Genomic DNA, 16498 nt, shown 5'->3' with positions numbered 1-16498 from the left:
CCCTTGTTTATTTGTTTTTAGCTCTTTTCTCCGTTTCGATCACAATCTCTTGGCGGAGGAGAAAGATGGCTGATTGATAATCTTTTGTTTCAATGAGCTGTGAATTGTAAAGCTCGTGGATCTCCGATTCCATCAGTTCAAGATCAGCGACGCGGTCACCGACGTAAATGATGGTTCCAAATTTTTTTAAAAATTGTTGAATATCATAAATTGTTTTCACCTTTTCACCTTCTGCATACCACAATATAATCTAGCTTATTCAAAAAAAGGAGAACACGCAAGTCTTTCACCTAATTCTCCTTAAAATTGTAAAAAGAGTGCTCTTCTTCGAACACTCCTTGTAATTATTATTTATCTGGATCCTGTGGATGCAATACTTTTGGTCTATTTCGTTTCAACGGAATTGGTGCTCGGAATAAGACATCTTTAAAACCTTTGTAGGAAAATGGAATAAACGGCCATAAATACGGGACGTTAAAGGACTTCATTCGAGCAAGGTAGAGAATCCAGAGTGTAATCCCTCCAACAAATCCGATTACCCCAAAAATACTCGTTGTTACTAACAAAAATAATCGAGCCAAACGGTTAGCAAGACTCATCTCATAGCTAGGTGTTGAGAAGGTCCCAATTGCGGCAATGGCTAGATATAAAATAACCTCATTCGTGAATAGTCCCACTTCAACGGCTACCTGTCCAATTAACATCGCAGCGACAAGTCCTAGTGCTGTAGCCAAGGAGGTCGGCGTATGAATCGCTGCCATTCTTAACATATCAATTCCTATTTCAATTAAAAAGAACTGTAGTATCAATGGTAATCTGCCTTCCTCATTTGGGCCGATATATCGAAGATTTTCTGGCAGCAGTTCTGGATGAACAGCAAATAAATACCAAAGTGGTAGTAAAAAGAGAGATGCCCACACACCAACATAGCGAACTAAGCGGAGATATAGTCCAGCAACTGGACTATTCCGATATTCCTCAGCATGTTGCATATGGTGCCAAAATGTAGTTGGTGTGATGAGAACACTCGGCGAACCATCAACCATAATGATGATATGACCTTCATAAAGGTGGGCTGCTGCTGTGTCTGGCCTCTCTGTGTATCTAACAACAGGATAAGGATTATAGTGCCGGCCAGATATATATTCCTCAACTGTTTTCTCACCCATCGGTAAACCATCGGTGTCAATTTTTGAGATTGCATCTTTTACTTCTTTAACATGTGCAGGATCGGCGATATCCTCTATATAACTAATAACAATATCTGTTTTGGAACGTCGCCCTACCTGCATATATTCCATCCGAAGTGATTTATCGCGAATCCTTCTTCTCGTTAATGCAGTATTAAAGACGATCGTTTCAACAAAGCCGTCCCTTGCTCCTCTTACCACTCGTTCAGTATCAGGCTCTTCTGGCCCTCTAACAGGATACGTTCTTGCATCAATTAAAATTACCTTTTCAAAACCATCAATGACTAGTGCTGTTGGGCCTGCAAGCACGGTGTCAACAACCTTCTCAAGGTCATCTACACTTTCAACTTCAACATAAGGGATATACGTTTTAAGAAGTTTTTCTAAACCATCTATTTTTAAAGTATTTTCATCCTGTTTTGCGAGAAATTTTTGTAGAAGATGTAGCATATCATCTTTGACAAGACCGTCAATTAAAAACATAGACATATCCTTGCCTGCGTATTCTACGTCAAGTTGGATGACATCAAAGCTTTTATCTACTCCAAGAGCTTCTTTTAAATAATTTATATTTTCCTGTAAATTTGTTGAGACCGGGTGTTTTGGCTTTTCTTTTTCATTTCCCATTTGTATCACTCCAATCACGTCCAAAAGCAACTTGTTCTAGGCTACTAATCCATGATTGACGTAAAACTGGAAAAACATACTTATTTAGGGAAAATAAACAAAAGCGCCTAAATAGACGCTTTTTACTATGAGCCACTTTCCATAGCTTTTATTTCTTTTAATAAATCTTCGTAATTTTGATTGTCAGGATCTATTTTAATCGCTTGTTCCACAGCCTTTTTTGCATTTTCATATTCCTGTAGCTGGACATAGACTAGAGCTAGATTAAAATGTGCTTCAGAAATTTCGGGTGCCTTGGTCGTGACAATTTCTAAATGGTCTCGTGCTTCCTCAAACTTACCGAGTTTAATCTCGGTATAAGATAAATAAAAATAGACTTCAGGTGAGTCAGTCCCTTTTTCCTCGGCCGTTTTTAGCATCTCATATGCTTTTTGTAACTCATTTGATTGGATATATTCTTGTGCTGTTTGCACGACAAATTGTGGATTATCAGAATGTGGCTGAACCACATATCCGACATAAAAAAGGACACCAACTGTTACGATTGTCACCAGAAGCCCACTTAATCGCTTCACAAATTCCTTACGCTTAGGTAAATGCACAATGCTCGCCGCTAAAAAGCCTCCAACCAAGCCTCCAATATGACCTGAGTTATCGATTCCAGGAATCATAAAACCTAGGACTAGATTGATGATAATAATGCCAATCACATTTGGCCCCATTGTTCTAAAAAACAAAGATGGGAAGGCAGTTCCAAAAAATAATAAAGCACCAAAGCAACCAAAAATGGCTCCAGAAGCCCCTGCAGAAATATTTGCATTAAACACAAAACTTGCTAAACTTCCTACGAATCCGGCAAAAAGATAAATCAATAAAAATCTTACTTTTCCATACAGCCGTTCGACCTCAGTCCCTAAATAATAGAGCGCAAAGGTGTTCATAAGAAGATGAAAGAATCCAATATGTAAAATCATAGGCGTGAAAAAACGCCACCATTCACCATTTAAAATCCGAAAGTTTTCCTTTGCCCCATATTTCAGTAAGGTTTCCGTATTTGTACTCCCTCCGTGCAATTCTAAAATAGCAAACATCACTAATTGAATTGCAATTAAGATGTATGTAAAAAACGGTTTTCCATTTTGGAAAATCTGCTTTTCACTTGAAATCCGTTTATTTGCAACGCTAATAACCTCACGTTTGATGTTTTCAATCGTTTCAACATCTATATAGATGGAATCATTTATTTCAAAATTAGAATCAACAAACTTTGATACTTCCTGTAAGCCTGTATTTATATGTTCTGATTCAATTAAAACAGTATGTAAAGCAGTAAGTCCTTTTGCACCTGCTACGAGTGGGCTTTCCAATCGGTATTTCCAGTCATCTACAGGTGGGTATGTCGTAATATATATATTTAGAGCATCTAGTTTACGGATAAATAGGCGTTTTCTTAGCTGTTCTAGTCGCTGTGCTGCGATTTCCATGTCCCTCTGCATCCAATTACTCCAATCCAAATCGTGGCGTAGGATACGGATAATTCTTGGTTTATTTTTATGTGTGCCTTCTAACCAAACTTCATTCGTTGATTTTGATAATTGGAGAATTCGGTAGCCGCCCTCTAACTGAAGCTCCTCGATCAATTTCCAATAAAGATAATCCTGTTTAAACACCAAATCCCCCCTTGTCAAAAAATGCGCGTTGAACATCCTTTAGAGTTTCTTTTATTATAAACGTTTTACTATAACTGTTACCAAGTTTCTGTCTTAAAAAAATGAAAAAACCTGTTGAAAGGCAATCAACAGGTTTTCTTCTTCTATCGGAAGGCTTGGTGAATCATTCTGTTTCGAATAAATGGGATTTTCATTGACGAACTAATAAAAATTCGTCGAACTGTTGGGCTACCGAAAACAGTATTAAAAATTCGATAACGGTATCTGTAAACAGCATAAATCCCACCAAAAAGTAAAGCTATTCGGGTCAATAAGCTTAGCATTTCTATCCCTCCTAGATATACTTTTTGATTATCCCTTTCATTTTATCCTATATACGAAAGGAAATATGTGCCAAGTCCAGATGCAAAGAGGATTGAGATAAAATTCACAACATCATTATTGCAATAACGTAGACCTTTTAAATAAGTTGTTTCTTGTCCACAGTGTACCTTTTTTTCCGTTTCCAAGCCACAGACAGAGCATTTATAAACAACCTGGATGGTTGCTCCCATGATCGTATCTATTACATTTCCACTGAAACCCACCAGGGTAAGTCCAACTAACAGAATGACTGAAAGCTCTGGCCAGACTAAAAATGAAACGGCAGCAATAAGAAGAGCACCTAAAAAGCCAGCAATCGTTCCTAATAATGAAACGGCTCCTGACGTCCCAGCATCCACCCGCCTCATTTTTGTAATGAGAAATGGCTGCTTTTTACTAAGTGTCCCAATTTCTGAAGCCCATGTGTCAGCATTTGCTGCTGCAATGGAGCCAGCAAATAAGTATAGCCAAATAATTGAATCAGTCCATGTAAATAATAAACTTGCAACAGCGGCGATTCCACCATTAGCAAAGACTTGGATGATGTCCCGTTGCTCCCCTTTTTCCACTTTATTTTGGAGGCTGTCTTTATTTCCTGTCTTGAATTTACTCCACAAACTCGAACTAGCAAAGAAGACTCCTAATAATAGTAAGCCTCGATAGCCAAAGCCGATCGATACAGCACTTCCTACAATTATTGTTCCGACAGCCCCACTTATGGTTAACGATTTAAGACGGTACCCTACTACTGCTACAATAATGGAAGCAAGGATTTGAATTAGAAGATTAATCATCGGCAATGATAACCTTTGTGTTTGTTACAATTTTCTGCACAGGAATATCAAATGCTTCAACAGGTAGTTCCTCTACTAGTTGCTCCGGAAAAGCTAAGGAAACAGTATTTCCTCCATATTCTGTTAAATATCGGTCATAATAGCCTCCACCGTGGCCAAGTCGATATCCGTTTGTCACGAAGCATAAGCCTGGGACGAATAAAACATCCATTTCATTATGTAAAACTTCTTTTGTTTGATCTTCAATTGGTTCCTGTAATCCATAATAGACGACCTCTAGCTGTGAAAAGGATGTAATTTCACGGAATGTCATTGTTTTTGTCTTTGAATGACATTTTGGAACTGCCACCCGCTTTTTTGATTCCCAGGCTTTTTCAATTAAATATTTTGTATTAACCTCATATTCACCAGAAATCGTGATACCGATTGTCTTCGCGTTCACCCATTCAGGTAATGAAAGAACATGTTCTGTGATTTCCTGTGACCATTTATTTAGTGTAACTCTATCAATCGAAAGTAAAGTTTCTTTCATTTCTTTTCTCAAGTCCCGTTTCGTCTTCACCGTAATCTCCTCCCTCAACATTACTGTAATTATATAATATAAAAAGGCTGTTTTCGTAAACTATGTTGTTTTTGAAATAAAAGATTGTTGCTGTTGATTTCCGCACCTGGCACTCGCTTTCCGCGGGCGATCCGAAGGACGTTGAGGTTGCTTCCTTGAAACTACACCGCACGAAGAAAATGCCTGCATTTTAAGGATTTCGTACCATCCGCTGAAATCACAGGAAGGACTATAACTGCTTTTCCCTTCGCACAATAGAATTAAGCCTATAAAAAAAACAGCAGGAAATTGCTTCCTACTGTTACTTTGTTTCGCGGTGTAGAGTAACCTTTTTAAGTCTTGGGCTATATTTCTTAAGTTCAAGACGGTCAGGGTTGTTTCGCTTATTTTTAGTTGTAATATAATTACGATCACCAGTTTCAGTGCAAGCTAAAGTGATTTTTACACGCATCTTTATTTCCCTCCAAACATATAAAGCTTTAATCAGACCTACCTATCATACCATTTTACTAATCAAAATTCCAGTCCTATTTTTGGGAGAATATAATTTCATAATTACTATACCAAAATACAATCTTACAGTGTACTAAATGTTGTCCACATTCATAAGTTACGATAAGATTAGAATGGAATGGAGTGAAGATATGGAATACGCATTTATTATATTATTAGGTATCGCAATCCTACTTCTTGTCATCTCCTTTTATGGAAAGGACCGGATTAAAATGATGCAAGAAGAAATCGATCAACTTTCTCTTTCTGTAGTTCAGGAAACGTACCTTTTAAAGAAAAAAATGAAGATCCTCGAGGAAGAACTTCTTACAAATGATATTGATTATGAATTAGGAACGCCACAAACAAGTGCCATGTCTTTATCAAATGCTTCCATTTTATCTTTGTATGATAAAGGCCTGAGTTATGAAGAGATCGGAAACAAAACAAATTTACCAGTTGAAGAAGTTCGACTTATCCTAGAACAAGCAAAGAAAATGGGGCTCATTTAATGGATAAAAATTTATTACGTGGAATTGCAATCGGAATTATTATATCAACGATTGTTTACGGGACGATTTACTATATGACTACATAAAAAAACTCAAGCCTTTTTATTTCGGCTTGAGTTTTTTACTAGGCATTCAAATCGACATTTTTTCCTTTAACCATAAAAATGATATGTTCTGACATATTGGTTGTATGGTCTGCAATCCTTTCAAGATTACGGGCAACAAAGGATAGTTGAGAGATTTGATTAAATGAATCAGGTTTACTTGGCACTAATTCAAGGAGTTCTTTAATAATTTTTCCATATAAAGCATCAATCTCATCATCAGCCTTAGCTGTTGTAATGGCAAGTTCTATATCTTTTTCGATATAGGCTTTAATTACGTTATTTAACATGTCTAATGCCATATCCGCCATTCTAGGAATATCCACAATTGGCTTGATGTGCGGCCCAGCACCAATATGGATGACGGATTTAGAAATATTTACAGCAAGGTCACCAATTCTCTCAATATCGTTTGAGATTTTTAATCCAGCAATAATCGTACGTAGGTCAGATGCAACAGGCTGTTGTTGGGCGATTAACTGAATGATTAGGTTATTAATTTTTTCTTCAAGATCGTTAATCTTTTGGTCTTCTTCAATGATTTGCTCTGCCATTTCGATATTTTGGTGTGCAAGTGACTGCACAGATTTTTCAACAGCAGTTTTTGATAGGTTTACCATTTCAATGAGTAAATCTTTAAGGCGATCTAAATCTTTATCCAATGTCGTGCGTATAGCCATACCCTTCTCCCCTTATCTATTTTATTTACCCAAATTATTTATCCAAAACGACCTGTGATGTAGTCTTCTGTGCGCTTGTCGGATGGGTTTGAGAACATTTTATCTGTTTTTTCGTATTCAATGATTTCTCCGCTTAAGAAAAATGCTGTTCGATCAGAGATACGCGCTGCTTGTTGCATATTATGTGTAACGATAATAATGCTAAAGTTTTGCTTAAGTTCTTGAACTAACTCTTCAATTTTCAAAGTTGAAATTGGATCAAGTGCGGAAGTTGGCTCATCCATTAGAATTACATCAGGTTCAATAGCCAGACATCTTGCAATACAAATTCTTTGTTGCTGACCACCAGAAAGACCATATGCATTTTCATGAAGACGGTCTTTTACCTCATCCCAAATCGCCGCCCCGCGTAGACTTTTTTCCACAATTTCATCTAATATCTTTTTATTTCGAATTCCGTGGATTCGTGGTCCGTAGGCAATATTGTCGTAAATCGATTTTGGAAATGGATTTGGCTTCTGGAATACCATTCCAACTCGGGTTCTGAGTTCTTCTTCTTTATAGGATTTATCGAAAATATTTTTCCCACGGTATAAAATCTCACCAGAAATACGTACGATTGGTACTAGCTCAACCATGCGGTTTAATGTTTTAATGTAGGTTGATTTCCCACATCCTGACGGTCCAATGATCGCCGTTACTTCGTTTTCATAGATTGGAAAGTTAATATTTTTTAGTGCATGATCTTCACCATACCATAGATTTAAATCCTTTGTATCATACACAATTTTTTTATCAATTTGATCTTTTTTTTCATTTTTATTTGTAGTTACTTGGAATGTCATCTTTTGAGTTTCTCCCCTTTATTCAGATTAGAACCTTCTTTGGAACTTGTTTCGAATCATGATTGCAATTGAGTTCATTAAGAATAGAATGATTAGCAAAATCACAATTGTAGCTGCTGCTAGATTTGCGTATTCAGCAACAAGTGCAGAATCAAGTGTCCAGTAATAAATTTGCATTGGCAATACAGTGAACTTATCAAAAATACTATCAGGAAATGGAATTAATAAGGCCGGAATTCCAAGAACAACAAGTGGAGCAGTTTCTCCAATTGCCCTTGAAAGAGCCAAAATAGCTCCTGTTAAAATCCCTGGTAACGACGCTGGTAAAACAACATTTTTAATCGTTTGCCATTTTGTAGCTCCCATTCCGTATGAAGCTTCACGTAAAAAGTTAGGTACAGCACGAATTGCTTCTTGACTTGCCACAACAACGATAGGAAGTACCAATAGTGACATTGTAAGTCCACCAGCTAATACAATATTTCCTAATCCAAATCCACGGACAAAAACAGTTAATCCTAAAATTCCAAATACAATTGACGGAACACCAGCAAGGTTGGAAATATTTGTTTGAATAAAGCGTTGAAGGCGTCCTTTTGTAGCATACTCTTCAAGATAAATAGCTGTTCCAACACCAAGAATAAGAGTAATCGGAGCTACAACGACCATTAACCAAAGGGTTCCAAGAATGGCACCCATAACCCCAGCTTTTTCAGCAACAGTTGATAATTTACTCGTTAAAAATTGAATGTCGATCCAACCTAGACTTTGAGAAATAACGCGATAAAAAAGAATGGTTAGAACTACTAAGCTGAATAGTATTGAAATTAAAAATATCGTTTTTGCAATTTTATTTATTGCTAATCGTGAATTAAGTTTCTTTTGCACCTGTGCAGCATTTACATATTTCATTTTAATATTCCTCCTTAAACTTGCGAGAAATATATTGTGCAAGTAAGTTCATAACCAATGTGAATACGAATAGTGTAATTGCTACTGCATATAAACTGTAATATAAAGTTGAGCCAGCAGGTGCATCACCACTATTAACTTCTACTATATAAGAAGTCATGGTTTGCATTGATTGAGTAATATCAAAAGTAAAGTTCTTGGTACTCCCACTAGCAAGAGTAACAATCATGGTTTCACCAATTGCTCTTGATATACCAAGAACAAAAGAAGCAATAATTCCAGACATTGCAGCAGGAATAACAACCTTCCATGTAACTTCAAGTTTAGTTGAGCCTAGTCCAAGTGCGCCTTCCCTCATAGCATTTGGCACTGCGCTCATCGCATCCTCAGATAATGATGCGACCATAGGTATAATCATTATTCCCATTACGATACCTGGACTGAGGATATTGGTAGGTTCAAGACCAGGAATAATATATTGTAAAAGAGGAGTCACGAACGTTAATGCAAAGAAACCATAAACAATTGTCGGAATCCCTGCAAGAATTTCAAGAATTGGCTTTAAAATTCTTCTAACTCGGTCTGAAGCATACTCACTTAAATAAATAGCAGACATCATACCGATTGGGATTGCGACTAGCATTGCTATAGTCGATGAAATAACCGTTCCTGTTAAAAGAGGTAATACCCCAAACTGTGCATTTTCGCCAAGGGGTTTTAATATGGTACCGGTAAAGAAGTCGAGAAACGGTACACGTTTAAAAAACTCGAATGTTTCAAATAGAAGAGTAAAGATAATTCCAATTGTAGTTAAAATCGATACAATTGCAATTAAAAGTAAGCCTTTTGGAATGGCTTTTTCAATGATTGTGTTCATGCTTTTAGTGCTTTTGTTTTGTGAAATCAGTTCACGCACATTTAAATCTTTAGAACCTTCCTTCATGATAAACTCCCTTCAATCCATTTCATCATTTATCGAGACCAAAATGTATATTTCTATCTATAATCAGGTTGAAGATGAGAAGCATAGTCCGCTCTCACCTTCAATTAAAGGATATTATTTTAAACCTTCTAATTCTTCAACTGCTTTTTGTAATTCAGCTTCTGGAAGTGGAGCAAATCCAGTTTCAGATGCTACATCAGCAGCGTTTTTCATTGTATAAATTGCATAGTCTAATACTTGTGCTTTTTCTTTAGCCATATTTACATTAAGGTACGTAAATACTGGTCTAGTAAATGGAGCATAGTCACCATCTTCACTGATTGTATCTGTGCTAGGTTCTACAGGGCCATTACCAAAGTCAATTTTAACAATTTTCACTTTTTCTTTGTTGTTTGCTGCATAACCATATCCGAAAAATGCAATTGCATTTTTATCCTTAGAAACTAAGTCTACTAAAGTTGAGTATTCTTGTTGTAGATTTGCTTCAGCTACTAGATCTTGCTCATCTAGAATGTTTTCCCAGAAGAATTCATAAGTACCATGGTTTTCGTTTGGACCATATGTCTTGATTGGCTCGTTTGGAAAATCAGAGCGAACATCTGACCAATTTTTCTTACCAGCACTTGCTAGGAAAATATCAATTACTTCTTGTTGTGTAAGCTCTTCCGCCCAATCGTTTTCAGGGTTTACAACAAATGTTAAGCCATCAAGTGCAACTTTTAATTCCTTGACATCAATTCCAAGTTCTTCAGCAGTTGCTGCTTCTTCGTCTTTAATTTTACGTGAAGCATCATTGAAATCTGTTCCGCCATCTTCAACTAAAAACTTTTTGAAACCAGCACTTGTTCCAGCGCGGCTAACTTCAACGGATACATCTTCTTGTTCATTTGTCATATAATTTTCTGCCATTTTAGACATGAAAGGAAATACAGTACCAGATCCATCAATCACAACGCTGCCTTCTAATTTTTCTTCAGCCGCATCACCATTACCTGTTTGTGACTCGTCACCTTCTGTGTTGCTCTCGTTGTTACCACATGCAGCTAATACAAGCATCGCGATTGTGATCATTGCTAAACCTAAGAACTTCAAGTGTTTCATTCCTTAATTCCCCCTAAGAGTGAGTTAGTCTTGCTTTGTCTTACAAAAATAAGAATACTCGCATACTATTAATCTCATATGAATTGAATGTAAAGGTTTTGTAAATTTAAATAAAATGATGAATATACCCTATTTTTGTCGATGTAACTTGCAAGTACAAAAGCGCAAGCGCCTTGTGTTGAACGTCTACTCACGTCCTGTGGCAAACCTTGACATCAGCACTTCCTCGAAAATGCTATGCATTTTCTTCGTGCGAAGATCATGCTGTCGAAGCTTTCCTTGTCCTGTGCAAGTCCGACAAGCAATGACGGGCGTTGATAGAAAACGCTTCGACCTCGAGGGTATTGGCGCTGGAGTTGCATAGAAAAAAGCCTAGCGAAATCGCTAGGCTTTGCATAAACGTTATTCAGTTCCTTGTTCTTCACCGTCATTTGTTGGAGTTTCTTGTTGTGAATCCGTTTCTGTTGTTTCTGGTGTCTCGGTTGTCTCTGTTTTTTGCTGTGGTTGTGTAGCTCTCTTTTCTTTTAGTTCAAAATATTTGTCTAAAATGGCTTCCCCAACTTTAAGGTTCATATTATGTGATGTGTTTCCGTAATATGCGTATGGTATGACAACAGCAAATGCTACCTCGGGATTGTCAAATGGAGCATACCCAACAAGTGTACTATTAACAGCTTCTATCCCATTTATAAATGATTGTGCTGTACCTGTTTTTCCAGCAGGATTATATGGTTTACCAGCAAATACACTACGAGCCGTACCATTTGCCCCTTGGAACACGAGCTTAAATCCTTGTTGAACCCGATCGAAATATTTCTGATCGATATCGACTTTGTTTAACACAGTTGGTTCAAATGGTTTTTGAATTGGGCCTAATTCATTTTCTTCCATCGTTGGTTGATGAATTTGCCTTACAATCTTCGGTTGCATTCTGTATCCATCATTTGCAATCGTTGACACATACTGTGCTAATTGTAAAGTTGTGTAGGTGTCATATTGTCCAATCGCCAAGTCCATTAACAAACCAGGTCCAAACAATGGGCCAGGATATCCAGAGGCTTCACCCGGTAAATCAATTCCTGTCTTTACCCCTAAACCAAACTGACTGAAATAATTTCTGGCTGTTTGAAACGCACCATAGTCGATTGAAATCGATTGTCCAGGGACATAGCGTCCACCTGCTAAATCAAGGAAGGTCCTAAACATATATACGTTAGATGACATTTCAAGTGCTTTTAGATCATTTGTCGGGCCTAAGTTTTTCCAAGATGACTTTGTGGGTGTTCCCTTAATTCGGATTGGAGTGTCATAGTACATTGAACCAATATCAATGACTCCCGTATCATAACCAGTTAACATGGTGGCACCTTTAATAGTGGAACCCATTTCGTAAGCGGCATTCATTGTCCCAAGTGCATAATCCTGGAAGCCCATTTTTCCGTCTTCGCCTTTTGTATAGACCTTTCCGGCCATACTTAATATTTCACCTGTATTAGGGTTCATCATGACGACAAATGCTCGGTCAAGATATTGTGTATTCCTCATTTGTTTATGAGCCAGCATTTGTTCTTCAAGAATTTGTTCAACCGCTTTTTGCAGTTCCATGTCGATGGTAAGAACAAGGTCACTTCCTCGTTGTCCTTCTGATATTAAGATTGTTTCCTGAACTGCATTTCCTTTAATGACATTTTCGACTTTAGCCTTTTGACCATGAAGTACGGATTCATATTGTGCCTCTAAATAACTTAATCCAACTCGGTCATTACGGTTATATCCTCGTGCTAAATAATAATCAAGTTTTTCACTTGGGAGTCCTTCATCCGTTTCAGAGATTCTACCAAGTATGGACTTTAACGTAAAATCATATTTATAATCTCGAACCCAATCAGTTGTGGTATTGACACCCGGTAAGTTTTCAAGGTTTTCACTGACGACCGCATATTCCTCAGGTGTCACATTTTCATTTTTTACGATTTGAGGGACAAGTGCATAGCCCTTCGTCATTTCACGAAAAATCGCAGCTACCTCTAACTCGGGTTCAGTTATCTTTTCAAGGTCCTTTTCCGTAATCCTCTCGATTTGAAGTTTATAGATTTCTTTGCTTGATAGTTCAATCTCCCCATTCTCCACTTTCGTCAGTTCTTGCTGAACCTTTTCTTTTGCTTCGTCTGGGTATTTTAGCATCCAAAAATCTTTCAGATCACGCTCTGTAACTTTATCCGTCTTCATATCAATTAACGTCGCAAGTGTTTCCGCCACCTCTAGTACAGCCTCTTGCTTCGTGTCTCTCGCACGAGTATAAGTGATGGCATTTAAAGCTTTATTATCTACGATGACATTTCCATTTTTGTCGTATATTTTCCCCCGTGGAACAGGAAGATTGACAATTTCATTTTCCGTTTTTTCAACTTCCTTTTGAAATTTTTCACCGTGAACAATTTGAACAACCCCAAGTCGTAAAATCAGGGCTGAAAATAGTAAAAAGACAGCAAAAAACAGCATATTTAAACGAAAAGGGACATGTGATTTTTTCTTTTTAATCATGAGCATCAACTACCTTTATTTTTTTGCCTATTACTAATTTTATCAATGGGTTAATTTCTTATGAATGAAAAAAACACCTAGCCAGGCTAGGTGCCTTTATCTTCTATTGTATAAGAAACTCAAACTTTTTTCCATGATAAAAACTGGTTTTATGCGGTGGATCCACCTTCTCCTTCAATTAGTTTTCGGTTTGCAGCTGATTTTGATTGAACTTTACCTGCTGCATCAGGAGTTTCAATTCGCCTGATTGGAAAATATAGTAGTAAATGCCCAGCCCCGATAATGGCTAAAAGAATCGGAATACTTTGCTTTTCATTAAAAAATGTGATCGTGATCAAAAACAATACAATCGATAGAATCCTTCCGATATTTAAAAAGACTTCTCTAACGACCACATATTCAATCCTCATTTCTTTTGCATTCCACCCTTTTCCGATAACATCATAGGTTAATGAGTTATATGGAACAAGCAAAATTGGATATGCAAGCCCAATAATAACACCATATAAAATCAGCCTTGCATAAGTTACCTCAAAAAGAATCACAAAAATAGCCAGATAAACCAATAAACCACCAACAAGAATTGCCTTTTTGCGCATTTTCTTTTTGATTAACCTCGTTGCTAAAAAATAAACCAAAAAGGATACGGCTGAATTTATCAATCCAAATTTTCCTAAAGCCAGTTCACTACCAGTTGCCACGAATACAAAAACTGAGATAACAAATACATAGGTGCCTTCACGGATTCCTTGAAAAAAGTGGGCATGTAGGATATGCTTCCAATTTGAATTATATTTTCGTTCTTCCAGAATTCTCTTAAAAACAAAATCGCCTTCAGCACTTCGTCTTTTTAAGAAAAAACTAAGAACAACTGCTCCAGCAAACAAGCCCAAGGATATTCCAAATATGACGGTATAGCCTGTAAAACTCTTCATTGAGGAAATGATAATTCCTGCTGCAATTGGACCGATCATTCCTGCAAATGAACCAAGCAATCCTAGAAATCCATTAAAAAAATCACGTGTTTCGGGCTCTGTAATTTCAAACGTTAAGACATTAAAGGCCAACCAATAAAAACCATAGCCAATTCCAAGTAGTGCTCCTAAAAGTAACAAATAGTGCGAGGCACTCTCACCAATCCATAAGACAGTGATATAAAAAATGGCTAAGAATGAAACTCCAAGCCTAAGTACGATCACTCTATCAATTTTTTTAGCCCATCTCCCAGCAAGGATAAAGGTTAATGGTTGCAAGACGACAACTGCCAAATTATATAAGCCTAAATCTTTAAATTCACCTGATTGCTTCCATAAGTAAACGTTAACGAATGTGTTTGATAAAGCGATACTTAGTGCATATAATCCACCAATGACAAGTAACAAAATTAAATCTCTGTGTATGGGTACATCACCTAGTACCTTTTTAAAACGAAACATTTGCTGACTCCCCTTTTCTAACTACACTCATTATTGTGTGATAAAAAAAAGGAGATATACAAAGAAATGCTTTAGCTGCGTACCAATCGCAACAGGCACTGACAGAAGGCGCTTTTTTTTCCTTAAAAGTCATTGACTTGTGACCTCGAGCCGATGGCACCTAAAGTTTGACATAAGGAAAAGCGCAAGTTACTTAAAGTTCGATATAAAATAAAGGCTGTTTCACAAACATTGTTGTTTCGTTCAATTGATTTACATAATAGCAACATTCTTTTAAAAAGAGCCAAAATAAAAAGCCAGTGAACGAATCCACTGGCTTTACTCTGTATTATTTTGCAGCGTTATAACGATTTGCTACTTCTTCCCAATTTACTACATTGAAGAATGCTGCAATGTAATCAGGACGGCGGTTTTGATAGTTTAGGTAGTAAGCGTGCTCCCAAACATCAAGACCAAGGATTGGAGTTTTACCTTCCATTAATGGAGAGTCTTGGTTTGGAGTGCTTGTTACTTCAAGCTCACCATTGTTAACAACTAACCAAGCCCAACCAGAACCGAAACGAGTTGTTGCTGCTTTTGAGAACGCATCTTTAAATGCTTCAAAGCTTCCAAATTTGCTGTTAATAGCGTCAGCTAGTTCGCCAGTTGGCTCACCGCCACCGTTTGGAGAAAGAATTGTCCAGAATAAGCTGTGGTTTGCATGTCCACCACCATTGTTTCTTACTGCTGTACGAATATCTTCTGGAACAGCATCAAGATTAGAAACTAATTCTTCAACTGATTTGCTTTCTAAATCAGCTTTACCAGCAATCGCATTGTTTACATTAGTAATGTACGTGTTGTGATGCTTAGTGTGGTGAATGTTCATTGTTTCCTTGTCAATATGTGGTTCTAGTGCATCATAAGCATAAGGTAATTGTGGTAATTCGTATGCCATGGTAAATTCCTCCTTAAAAATATGTAATAATGAACCTTTTGAAAACGAATACGTCTTCAACAGCCCTCACTTGTTAGATTACCAAAATAAGTATAATCTTTCAAATAAAAAGCTTTGTCACAACACCAGATTTAAGATTCCACTGAAGATTCGATTTTATTCTTAAAGCACGACAAACAAAAAATAGATTATCATGATTGCTTGAATGACTCCTTTTGCAAGAACTCCACTTAGAAAACCAATAAGAGAGCCTATCCCACTCTTAAAAGCTTCCTTAAGATTTTTTTTATGTATGAGTAATTCAGCTAGAAAGGCTCCAAGGAAAGGACCGACGACAATACCAAAAATCGGGATTACAAAAGGGCCAACAAGAAGTCCAATCGTACTTCCCCAAACAGCCGCCTTGCTCCCACCGTATTTTTTCACTCCTAATAAATTGGTTGCGTAATCTGCCCCTATTAAGAGAAGGAGAAACAATCCTTCAATAACCCAGAACCATATACTCAACGAATCAAAGCCTTGAAAAAATCCATAAACCAAAAAGCCACCGGCGATAAAAAGCACACTCGGAATGATAGGATAGACAAGTCCAACAAAGGCGATAACAAACAATACAATAATAATTGTCCACATAATAAAGCTCATAAGTACCCTCCTTTATAAGAAAAACCGGGCATAGCCCGGTCCTTTTCATGGTTAGAGAATATCCGATAATTTGTACTCTATGCCATGTACCCCTTTATAATACTCAGGATACATTTCACCCCCACATTTTTCACATGCAAA

The 16498-nt window shown here is 37.2% G+C and carries 17 protein-coding genes; 1 reads left to right on the top strand and 16 read right to left on the bottom strand.

Annotated features, from left to right (window positions below):
• Positions 1 to 7: 7 nt before the first annotated feature.
• From DZB84_RS22310 to rpmG, 7 genes are all read right to left on the bottom strand, one after another.
• On the bottom strand, positions 8 to 220 hold the full coding sequence (locus tag DZB84_RS22310) for a YqgQ family protein (RefSeq protein WP_116354503.1): 213 nt from the start codon (positions 218 to 220) through the stop codon (positions 8 to 10).
• 127 nt (positions 221 to 347) lie between these two features.
• Complete coding sequence (locus DZB84_RS22305) at positions 348 to 1817, bottom strand: spore germination protein (RefSeq protein WP_116354502.1); 1470 nt, start codon at positions 1815 to 1817, stop codon at positions 348 to 350.
• A 125-nt stretch (positions 1818 to 1942) separates the two neighbouring features.
• Complete coding sequence (locus DZB84_RS22300) at positions 1943 to 3487, bottom strand: rhomboid family protein (RefSeq protein ID WP_223254533.1); 1545 nt, start codon at positions 3485 to 3487, stop codon at positions 1943 to 1945.
• A gap of 143 nt (positions 3488 to 3630) precedes the next feature.
• The gene (locus DZB84_RS22295; protein ID WP_116354500.1) at positions 3631 to 3810 is read right to left on the bottom strand and encodes a hypothetical protein; all 180 of its coding nucleotides are present in this window, start codon (positions 3808 to 3810) and stop codon (positions 3631 to 3633) included.
• Between the two features lie 42 nt (positions 3811 to 3852).
• A complete protein-coding gene (locus tag DZB84_RS22290) occupies positions 3853 to 4644 on the bottom strand; it encodes a DUF92 domain-containing protein (protein WP_116354499.1) in 792 nt (263 codons plus the stop codon).
• The gene (locus DZB84_RS22285; protein ID WP_116354498.1) at positions 4637 to 5206 is read right to left on the bottom strand and encodes a 5-formyltetrahydrofolate cyclo-ligase; all 570 of its coding nucleotides are present in this window, start codon (positions 5204 to 5206) and stop codon (positions 4637 to 4639) included. The genes DZB84_RS22290 and DZB84_RS22285 overlap by 8 nt, the downstream gene beginning before the upstream one ends.
• Positions 5207 to 5507: 301 nt before the next feature.
• The gene (gene rpmG, locus DZB84_RS22280) at positions 5508 to 5657 is read right to left on the bottom strand and encodes a 50S ribosomal protein L33 (protein WP_116354497.1); all 150 of its coding nucleotides are present in this window, start codon (positions 5655 to 5657) and stop codon (positions 5508 to 5510) included.
• Positions 5658 to 5850: 193 nt separating this feature from the next.
• Between rpmG and DZB84_RS22275 the strand changes: the two genes are divergently transcribed.
• Complete coding sequence (locus DZB84_RS22275; RefSeq protein WP_116354496.1) at positions 5851 to 6210, top strand: hypothetical protein; 360 nt, start codon at positions 5851 to 5853, stop codon at positions 6208 to 6210.
• A gap of 124 nt (positions 6211 to 6334) precedes the next feature.
• Here DZB84_RS22275 and phoU read toward each other — a convergent pair whose 3' ends face one another.
• From phoU to DZB84_RS22230, 9 genes are all read right to left on the bottom strand, one after another.
• Positions 6335 to 6994 carry a phosphate signaling complex protein PhoU gene (gene phoU / locus DZB84_RS22270; protein ID WP_116354495.1) on the bottom strand — a complete coding sequence of 220 codons (660 nt, stop codon included), beginning with the start codon at positions 6992 to 6994 and terminating at the stop codon, positions 6335 to 6337.
• A gap of 38 nt (positions 6995 to 7032) precedes the next feature.
• The gene (pstB, locus tag DZB84_RS22265; protein WP_116354494.1) at positions 7033 to 7839 is read right to left on the bottom strand and encodes a phosphate ABC transporter ATP-binding protein PstB; all 807 of its coding nucleotides are present in this window, start codon (positions 7837 to 7839) and stop codon (positions 7033 to 7035) included.
• Positions 7840 to 7866: 27 nt separating this feature from the next.
• Positions 7867 to 8751 carry a phosphate ABC transporter permease PstA gene (gene pstA / locus DZB84_RS22260; RefSeq protein WP_116354493.1) on the bottom strand — a complete coding sequence of 295 codons (885 nt, stop codon included), beginning with the start codon at positions 8749 to 8751 and terminating at the stop codon, positions 7867 to 7869.
• Position 8752: 1 nt separating this feature from the next.
• Positions 8753 to 9694, bottom strand: a complete 942-nt coding sequence (gene pstC / locus DZB84_RS22255; RefSeq protein ID WP_116354492.1) for a phosphate ABC transporter permease subunit PstC — start codon at positions 9692 to 9694, stop codon at positions 8753 to 8755.
• 114 nt (positions 9695 to 9808) lie between these two features.
• Complete coding sequence (locus tag DZB84_RS22250) at positions 9809 to 10795, bottom strand: PstS family phosphate ABC transporter substrate-binding protein (RefSeq protein ID WP_116354491.1); 987 nt, start codon at positions 10793 to 10795, stop codon at positions 9809 to 9811.
• 402 nt (positions 10796 to 11197) lie between these two features.
• Positions 11198 to 13339: a peptidoglycan D,D-transpeptidase FtsI family protein gene (locus tag DZB84_RS22245; RefSeq protein WP_189655339.1), complete on the bottom strand. Its 2142-nt coding sequence runs from the start codon at positions 13337 to 13339 to the stop codon at positions 11198 to 11200.
• A gap of 149 nt (positions 13340 to 13488) precedes the next feature.
• Positions 13489 to 14775: an MFS transporter gene (locus DZB84_RS22240; protein ID WP_116354489.1), complete on the bottom strand. Its 1287-nt coding sequence runs from the start codon at positions 14773 to 14775 to the stop codon at positions 13489 to 13491.
• A gap of 328 nt (positions 14776 to 15103) precedes the next feature.
• Positions 15104 to 15712 carry a superoxide dismutase SodA gene (gene sodA / locus DZB84_RS22235; protein WP_116354488.1) on the bottom strand — a complete coding sequence of 203 codons (609 nt, stop codon included), beginning with the start codon at positions 15710 to 15712 and terminating at the stop codon, positions 15104 to 15106.
• Positions 15713 to 15874: 162 nt separating this feature from the next.
• Positions 15875 to 16357, bottom strand: coding sequence for a DUF456 domain-containing protein (locus DZB84_RS22230; RefSeq protein ID WP_116354487.1), 483 nt, complete (start codon positions 16355 to 16357; stop codon positions 15875 to 15877).
• Between the last annotated feature and the right edge of the window lie 141 nt (positions 16358 to 16498).

The organism is Bacillus sp. HNG, from assembly GCF_003400205.1.
Classification (GTDB): domain Bacteria; phylum Bacillota; class Bacilli; order Bacillales; family Bacillaceae_L; genus Ferdinandcohnia.
The sequence above is the reverse complement of the archived record's forward strand: the minus strand, read 5'-3'. Positions and strand labels throughout refer to the sequence as shown.

What these genes read in the sequence shown, in the direction of transcription:
- DZB84_RS22305 (WP_116354502.1), bottom strand. Translation starts at nt 1,817, where the DNA reads ATGGGAAATGAAAAAGAAAAGCCAAAACACCCGGTCTCAACAAATTTA.
- DZB84_RS22295 (WP_116354500.1), bottom strand. Translation starts at nt 3,810, where the DNA reads ATGCTAAGCTTATTGACCCGAATAGCTTTACTTTTTGGTGGGATTTAT.
- DZB84_RS22290 (WP_116354499.1), bottom strand. Translation starts at nt 4,644, where the DNA reads ATGATTAATCTTCTAATTCAAATCCTTGCTTCCATTATTGTAGCAGTA.
- rpmG (WP_116354497.1), bottom strand. Translation starts at nt 5,657, where the DNA reads ATGCGTGTAAAAATCACTTTAGCTTGCACTGAAACTGGTGATCGTAAT.
- DZB84_RS22275 (WP_116354496.1), top strand. Translation starts at nt 5,851, where the DNA reads ATGGAATACGCATTTATTATATTATTAGGTATCGCAATCCTACTTCTT.
- phoU (WP_116354495.1), bottom strand. Translation starts at nt 6,994, where the DNA reads ATGGCTATACGCACGACATTGGATAAAGATTTAGATCGCCTTAAAGAT.
- pstB (WP_116354494.1), bottom strand. Translation starts at nt 7,839, where the DNA reads ATGACATTCCAAGTAACTACAAATAAAAATGAAAAAAAAGATCAAATT.
- pstA (WP_116354493.1), bottom strand. Translation starts at nt 8,751, where the DNA reads ATGAAATATGTAAATGCTGCACAGGTGCAAAAGAAACTTAATTCACGA.
- pstC (WP_116354492.1), bottom strand. Translation starts at nt 9,694, where the DNA reads ATGAAGGAAGGTTCTAAAGATTTAAATGTGCGTGAACTGATTTCACAA.
- DZB84_RS22250 (WP_116354491.1), bottom strand. Translation starts at nt 10,795, where the DNA reads ATGAAACACTTGAAGTTCTTAGGTTTAGCAATGATCACAATCGCGATG.
- DZB84_RS22245 (WP_189655339.1), bottom strand. Translation starts at nt 13,339, where the DNA reads ATGATTAAAAAGAAAAAATCACATGTCCCTTTTCGTTTAAATATGCTG.
- DZB84_RS22240 (WP_116354489.1), bottom strand. Translation starts at nt 14,775, where the DNA reads ATGTTTCGTTTTAAAAAGGTACTAGGTGATGTACCCATACACAGAGAT.
- sodA (WP_116354488.1), bottom strand. Translation starts at nt 15,712, where the DNA reads ATGGCATACGAATTACCACAATTACCTTATGCTTATGATGCACTAGAA.
- DZB84_RS22230 (WP_116354487.1), bottom strand. Translation starts at nt 16,357, where the DNA reads ATGAGCTTTATTATGTGGACAATTATTATTGTATTGTTTGTTATCGCC.